At 57.4% G+C, this 7,359-nt stretch carries 7 protein-coding genes; 3 read left to right on the top strand and 4 right to left on the bottom strand.

All coding sequences use genetic code 11. The features are described 5' to 3' along the window. Positions 1–83 precede the first annotated feature (83 nt). The 4 genes from AUC61_RS08065 to AUC61_RS08050 form a co-directional block, all read right to left on the bottom strand. Positions 84–1,916, bottom strand: coding sequence for an ABC transporter ATP-binding protein (locus AUC61_RS08065; protein WP_243245439.1), 1,833 nt, complete (start codon positions 1,914–1,916; stop codon positions 84–86). 112 nt (positions 1,917–2,028) lie between these two features. Then, complete coding sequence (locus AUC61_RS08060) at positions 2,029–2,595, bottom strand: peptidylprolyl isomerase (protein WP_122665980.1); 567 nt, start codon at positions 2,593–2,595, stop codon at positions 2,029–2,031. Between the two features lie 136 nt (positions 2,596–2,731). Beyond that, complete coding sequence (locus tag AUC61_RS08055) at positions 2,732–3,520, bottom strand: alpha/beta fold hydrolase (protein ID WP_243245438.1); 789 nt, start codon at positions 3,518–3,520, stop codon at positions 2,732–2,734. Between the two features lie 13 nt (positions 3,521–3,533). After that, on the bottom strand, positions 3,534–4,457 hold the full coding sequence (locus AUC61_RS08050) for a LysR family transcriptional regulator (RefSeq protein WP_243245437.1): 924 nt from the start codon (positions 4,455–4,457) through the stop codon (positions 3,534–3,536). Between the two features lie 59 nt (positions 4,458–4,516). Here AUC61_RS08050 and AUC61_RS08045 point away from each other — a divergent pair, with 59 nt between their 5' ends. From AUC61_RS08045 to AUC61_RS08035, 3 genes are all read left to right on the top strand, one after another. Beyond that, on the top strand, positions 4,517–4,831 hold the full coding sequence (locus AUC61_RS08045; protein ID WP_087270668.1) for a 3-phosphoglycerate kinase: 315 nt from the start codon (positions 4,517–4,519) through the stop codon (positions 4,829–4,831). 283 nt (positions 4,832–5,114) lie between these two features. Further along, on the top strand, positions 5,115–5,714 hold the full coding sequence (locus AUC61_RS08040) for an FMN-dependent NADH-azoreductase (protein WP_243245436.1): 600 nt from the start codon (positions 5,115–5,117) through the stop codon (positions 5,712–5,714). A gap of 267 nt (positions 5,715–5,981) precedes the next feature. After that, positions 5,982–7,196: an aldose 1-epimerase family protein gene (locus tag AUC61_RS08035; protein WP_243245435.1), complete on the top strand. Its 1,215-nt coding sequence runs from the start codon at positions 5,982–5,984 to the stop codon at positions 7,194–7,196. The last annotated feature ends 163 nt before the right edge of the window (positions 7,197–7,359 follow it).

The raw sequence follows: 7,359 nt of genomic DNA, 5'->3' as shown, positions 1-7,359 counted from the left end.
TCGGCAGCTCCTACAGGTCTATATCTCGCCGCGAGACAGCACGGTGCCATGGGCTCCGGGGTAACTCCTACAGAGATCTATGCTCAATCAATACCCACAAATCCCCCCGTCTGATGCTGCCACAGCCGTGCATACAGACCGCCATGGGCCAGCAGCTCAGCATGGGTGCCGCTTTCGGCAATGCGGCCATTTTCCAGTACTACCAAGCGGTCCATGCGTGCAATGGTGGACAGTCGGTGAGCGATGGCGATCACGGTTTTGCCTCGCATCAGGGTTTCCAGGCTTTCCTGAATCGCCGCTTCGACCTCCGAATCCAGCGCCGAGGTGGCTTCGTCCATGATCAGAATCGGCGCGTCCTTGAGCAGGACCCGTGCGATAGCGATACGCTGGCGCTGACCACCTGATAACTTCACGCCGCGTTCACCTACCTGTGCATCGAAACCCGTTCGCCCCTCTGAGTCGGACAACTGCGGGATAAACTCATCGGCGCGGGCCTTGCGTACTGCTTCCCACAATTGCTCGTCCGTGGCCTCGGGTTTGCCATAGAGCAGGTTGTCGCGTATCGACCGGTGCAGCAGCGACGTGTCTTGAGTGATCATGCCGATCTGCTCGCGCAGGCTTTCCTGCGAGACGTGTGAAATGTCCTGATCGTCGATCAGGATCCGCCCGTCTTGCACGTCATACATGCGCAACAGCAGGTTGACCAAGGTCGATTTGCCCGCACCCGACGGGCCGATCAGGCCAATCTTTTCGCCCGGTTTGATGTCCAGGTTCAGGCCGTGAATGATGCCGTTGCCGTTACCGTAGTGGAAATCCACACCGTCGAATTTAACGCCGCCTTTGTCGACGTTCAGGCGTGGTGCCGGCTTGCGGTCAGTGACGCTGACAGGCTGAGAAATACTGGCCAGACCGTCCTGCACCATGCCGATGTTTTCGAAAATGCCGTTCACCACCCACATGATCCAGCCGGACATGTTGACGATACGAATCACCAGACCGGTGGCCAGCGCAATGGCGCCGACCGAGATCATCGACTGGGTCCAGAGCCACAGGGCAAGGCCTGTGGTACTGACGATCAGCACGCCGTTCATGCTGGTGATCACGGTATCCATGGCGGTCACGACGCGACCGGCCAACTGGCTTTTCTCGGTCTGCTCGCTGATTGCTTCACGGGCGTACTGCTGTTCGAAATTGGTGTGAGCGAACAGCTTCAACGTCGTGATGTTGGTGTAACCGTCGACGATACGGCCCATGAGTTTGGAGCGGGCGTCGGAAGACACTACCGAGCGCTCTTTCACCCGGGGCACGAAATAGCAAAGGGCGGCGATATAGGCCGCGATCCATGCCAGCAGCGGGATCATCAGGCGCCAGTCAGCCTCGGCGAACAGCACCAGCGCACTGATGGCGTAGATCAATACGTGCCAGAGCGCATCCACGGCCTGAACGGCAGAATCGCGCAGCGAGTTGCCGGTCTGCATGATGCGTTGGGCGATGCGCCCGGCGAAGTCGTTCTGAAAGAAGCGCACGCTTTGCTTGAGCACGTAGCTGTGGTTCTGCCAGCGAATCATGCTGGTCATGCCGGGGCTGATGGTCTGGTGCACCAGCAGGTCATGCAGGCCCACAAAAATGGGACGCAGAAGTAGCGCAACCACGGCCATCCAGATGAATTCGCCGGCGTGGATGCTGAAGAAATTTTTATCGGGGGTGCCCTGTGCCAGGTCGATAATGCGGCTCAGGTAACTGAACAACGCGACTTCGATCAGGGCACCAATCAGGCCCACCACCAACAGTGCAGCGAAGCTGGGCCAGACCTGTCGCAGGTAGTAAATGTAGAAAGCCAGAACTTTGTTGGGCGGGGCGTCGGTAGGGGCGTCACGGAAGATATCGATCAGTTTTTCGAAACGACGATAGAACATTGGCAATGATGCCCACGGGTTAGGCAGGCTCTCCTTACTGAGCGGATATTCCCCTGATCTGACCGCATGAAATCAGGAATGCTTCGGCTGATTTCATGCGGTGTGTCCGAGGTTATTCGACGCGCTTGGCAGACTTGATATAGATCGGATCCAGCGGCACGTTCTGCATGCCTTGTTTGTTGCCTGACTGGGCGTTGACGATCTGGTCGACCACATCCATGCCTTTGACCACTTTGCCGAACACCGCGTAGCCGAAGTCGCGTACACCGTTGTCGAGCATGGCGTTGTCATTGGTGTTGATGAAAAACTGGCTGGTGGCCGAATTGACCTGCGAGGTACGGGCCATGGCAACGGTGCCGCGAACGTTGTGCAGACCGTTATTGGCTTCGTTCTTGATTGGATCCTTGGTTTGCTTCTGCATCATTTGTGCAGTGAAGCCGCCACCCTGCGCCATGAAGCCCGGGATCACACGGTGAAAAATAGTGTTGTTGTAGAAACCGCTGTCGACGTAGCCCAGGAAGTTGGCGGTGCTGATCGGCGCTTTCTGGTCTTCGAGCTGGATTTCAATCGCGCCGAAGCTGGTGTCGAGCACGACATGGGTCGGCTTGGCAGGTGTTGCAGCCATGAGGTTGGCGGCGAACAACACGGAGCAGGCGGCGATAGCGATTTTTTTCAGCATGGGTCATTAGATCCTGATGGGTGGTTTCGACTGCGATCAATAATGCGGACACATGAAGCGATGCAGGCGACAAGGTAATCACGTTTGGCTTTTTTTGCCCAGCCTGAAAGCGCTTTAGCCAAATGGCCAGGTCGCCTCAGGCCTGTACTGAATCGATGAATTCCAGCGCGATCCGATTGAATTGCTCTGGGTGCTCCAGCGGCGTTGCGTGGCGTGAATCGTTGATCACCACCAGCCTGGCGTTGGTTATCAATCCTGTATACGCCTCTTTGAGTGCCACTGGCGTGTAATCCCGATCCGCTGTGATGATCAGTGTAGGGCAGGTGATGCGCGACAGTTTTTGCTCGACGCCCCAGCCGACAATGGCATCGAAACTGGCCAGGTAGGCGCGCTTGTCGTTCTGTGCAAAACGTTCGGCCATGCGCTGCCGTAACTGTGCCTGCTCAGGCTTGGGGAACAGGTTCTGGCTCACCGCGTTACCCAGCGTCTGCATGCCCAGCAGCCGGGCTAGCACCCAGCGCTTGCTGTATTGCCAGACGTCGTTGGCGCTGCGCACTTTCACCTGGGGGGCACTGTTGACGATGCACAGGCTTTTCAGCAGATGAGGATGATCGACCGCTAGCTGAAAGCCGATCATCCCGCCCATGGACAACCCGAGCACATGCACCTGACCCAGATTCAAGTGCTCGATCAGCGCTTCAACGTCGGCACTGAAACCCCGAATGCTGTAGCGCTCCCGGGGTTTGTCTGAACGGCCATGGCCGCGCATGTCCATGGTAATGACCCGATAGCGTGCGGCAAACGCCGGTATCTGATATTCCCAGTCCCGGCAGCTTGAACCCAGGCCATGCAGTAACAATAGGGGCGCGCCCTGGCCATATTCTTCGTAATGCAGTGAGCAGCCATCATGTTCGAAATGGGCCATGGACAGGTCCTTGTCAGGCTTGTTGTGGTGCGGCGAAAGCGGCGGTCAGTGGCGCGGTGTCAAAGGTCTGGATCAACTCGATGAGGATTTGCGTCGCTGGCCCCAGTGGTTTGTCTTTGCTGGAGTAAAGGTAGAAGGTCGGGTTACGACTGCCACCTTTGTCCATGGGTAACGCCTTGAGCACACCTTCACGCAGTTCGCGCTCGATGATGTGCCGTGGCAGCCAGGCAAAGCCTAGACCACTGCTGACAAATGTCGCAGCGGTTGCAAGGCTGCCGACCGTCCAGCGTTGCTCGGCCCCCAGCCAGCCTACGTCTCGGGGTTGCTGGCGACCGGAGTCGCGAATCACGACTTGCAGCTGGCTTTCCAGATCCTGGAAGTTCAGCTCGCGCTGCAGTTGGTGCAGTGCGTGTTCCGGGTGGGCGACGGCGACGAATTCCACGTTGCTCATTTCAGTACCCAGATAACCGGGAATACTGAAACCGCTGATGGCCAGGTCGGCGACACCTTCCAGCAAAACCTCCTCGACGCCGGACAGCACTTCTTCGCGCAGTCGCACGCGACAGCCTCGGCTCTGGGGCATGAAAGCGGTCAAGGCACGCACCAGCCGTGCGCTGGGATAAGCAGCATCCACCACCAGGCGCACTTCGGCTTCCCAGCCCTGTTCCATGTGATGAGCCAGGTCTTCGAGCTGGCTGGCTTGTTTGACCAGATGCCGTGAGCGACGCAGCAACACGCCACCGGCTTCGGTAAGTACGGCTTTGCGCCCGTCGATGCGTAACAGCGGTACGCCAAGCTGCTCTTGCATGCGCGCCACGGTATAGCTCACGGAGGATTGCGAACGGTGCAGCACTTCGGCTGCCTGGGCGAAGCCGCCGTGATCGACGACGGCCTGCAACGTTCGCCATTGATCGAGGGTAACGCGGGGGGCTTTCATGTGGTGCTCCTCTTTTGTAGCGCTTTATCCTAATCTGCAATCCCTTCTGGAGACTGCCGATGAACAGAATCTGTTGTGTGTTGCTGGCGCTGCTGCCGTTGACGGCCTGGGCTTACCCCATCGAAGTGGAGAAAAGCTACGAGGGCGTTCAAGTCGACTACACCGCTCACGATACGTTTTACGACACGGGCTCGATCACGGTGAACAACTACGGCGATGTCGACGCCAAGTGCAGCGTGGTGTTTCGCAACGGCCCCGAAGCGCCTCGCACCCGGCGCATTACCGTCGCCGCGAAGAAAAGCGCTGACGTGACTGCCAAATTCAACCGCAGCATCATCAAGCTGCGCATCAGTCTGACCTGCAAGGCCGAGTAAAGCTGGTAGCCGTGTGCCGTTTTCTCACTTGAATCGCATTCTGTAGGAGCTGTCGAGCACCGCGAGGCTGCGATTGCGGTGTGTCAGGCAAATCACTATCGCAGCCTCGCGGTGCTCGACAGCTCCTACAGGCAGTCAGGAGATAGGGTTTCAGGGTAAACCAGCTTTTGAATAAAACAAATTATTAGATGCTTTGTAGCAGTTTTTTACGCTTTTTAATCGATATGTTAACGCTTAACCTTCACTCCATCGAACACATATCTCTTCGTTGGAGCCACAGATCATGTCCCGCGTCCTCATCATCGAAAGCAGCGCCCGTCAGCAGGATTCGGTTTCCCGCCAATTGACTCAGCAATTCATTGGCCAGTGGGAGGCAGCGCATCCGGCTGATCAGGTGACGGTTCGTGATCTCGCCAAGGACCCGGTTCCGCACCTGGACTCGACATTGCTGGGCGGCTGGATGAAGCCCGCTGATCAGCGCACGGCCAACGAGCAAGCAGCACTGGAGCGTTCTGATCTGCTGACCGACGAACTGGTTGCTGCTGATGTACTGGTGCTGGCCGCGCCCATGTACAACTTCGCTATCCCGAGCACGCTCAAGGCGTGGCTGGACCATGTGCTGCGTGCTGGCGTGACCTTCAAATACGGTGAAACCGGTCCGCAGGGCCTGTTGGTTGGCAAGCGCGCCATTGTCCTCACCGCTCGCGGCGGTATCTACGCCGGTAGCAGCCTGGACCATCAGGAACCGTACCTGCGTCAGGTGCTGGGTTTCATCGGCATTCACGATGTCACTTTTGTCCATGCTGAAGGTCTGAACATGGGCGGTGACTTTGTCGAAAAAGGCATGAACCAGGCCGTCGCCAAACTCGCACAGGTGGCTTGATCTGAACGACTGCTGCGCTTTTCATTGAATCAACGGTTGTACCGAATTCCCTTTGGCACCTCCCGCTCCTGGGTGCATGGCCCGATAGACCCCCGTTTTGGGGGGGCATCGGGCTTTTTCTTGTGCGTGCTTTTTTCAGTGCTGAGTTTCCGAATTACGTTTCCTGTTTTTCGTCAGTTTGACTAGACTCGGACGGTAGCTGAAACGATTAATCCGATTCGGCCCGATACTGCAGCGAACCCAATAATTCCAATAAGGACTACCCCAATGAAACCTCTTGCCTGGCTTTTCGGCCTCAGTGCGATTGCCGTCGCTACACAGGCTGCCGCATGGGACTACGTGCTGCTCGACACCGATAAACCTGCCCAGAATCAGCAAATCACCAGCGCCCAGCTAGGTGTCAAAACCGACAAGCCTTTTTCCGTAACGATGCGCACCCTGCATGGCGGTCGGCAGGAAGGCGTGAGCGTGATCGACATCGACAATGGCACGATGAAGCTTTCAGTGGTGCCCACTCGTGGCATGAACGTGCTGCAAGCATCTGTCGGTGACGTGCGTATGGGCTGGGACTCGCCCGTGCAGGAAGTCGTCAATCCGGCCTTTATCGAACTCAATGGCCGGGGCGGTCTTGGCTGGCTGGAAGGCTTCAATGAGCTGGTGACGCGCTGTGGTTATGAGTGGGTCGGGCATCCGGGCATGGATAACGGCGAGCTGCTGACCCTTCACGGCCGCGCGGCGAACATTCCGGCCAGCAAGGTGACCTTGCACATCGACGAAAAACCACCCTATGCGATCCGCCTGAAAGGCGAACTGAAGGAACAGGCGTTCAAGAAGGTCGATTTCTCGGTGCAGACCGAATTGGTGACCGAGGCGGGCAGTACCCGTTTCACGCTTAACGACACGTTGACCAACAACGGGGATTACCCGAAGGAATATCAGGCGCTGTATCACAGCAACTTCAGCACGCCGTTTCTGGAGCAGGGCGCTCGTTTCGAGGCGCCGGTCAAGCAGGTGTCACCGTTCAACGAGAAAGCCAAGGGTGACCTTGGTGACTGGCAAACCTATCGTGCGCCAACGCCAGACTATGACGAAACCGTCTACAACGTAGTGCCTTACGGCGATGCCAAAGGCGAGACCCTGGCAGTCCTGCATAACAAAGGCGGCAGTCTGGGCGTGTCGCTGGGCTTCAACACCCAGCAGTTGCCGGTGTTTTCGCTGTGGAAAAACACCGATACCAAAGGTCAGGGCTATGTGACGGGGCTGGAGCCAGGTACCAGCTTCTCTTACAACCGTCGTTATCAACGGCCGCTGAATCTGGTGCCGACCATTGGGCCTAAAGAACAACGCCAGTTTGAGATCAGCTACAGCTTGTTGGCGGGTAAAGCCGCGGTCGATACGGCTCTGGGCAAGGTCAAGGATATTCAGGCTGGGCGTGCGACCGAGGTGCGTCAGGAGCCTTTGGTGGATTTGAGTAAGGAATAAGTCTGGTCAGGCGGGCAGATTCTTTTCTGTAGGAGCGCACGAGCAACGCGAGGCCGCGATAGCGGTTTTTCTGGTACATCGTCATCGCGGCCTCGCGTAGCTCGTGCGCTCCTACATGGAATTCGCCGTGCTTTATGGACACCGCTGACACCAACCCGTTAAG

The organism is Pseudomonas maioricensis, assembly GCF_022790535.1.
Lineage (GTDB): Bacteria > Pseudomonadota > Gammaproteobacteria > Pseudomonadales > Pseudomonadaceae > Aquipseudomonas > Aquipseudomonas maioricensis.
This window is presented reverse-complemented; position numbering and strand designations above follow the sequence as displayed.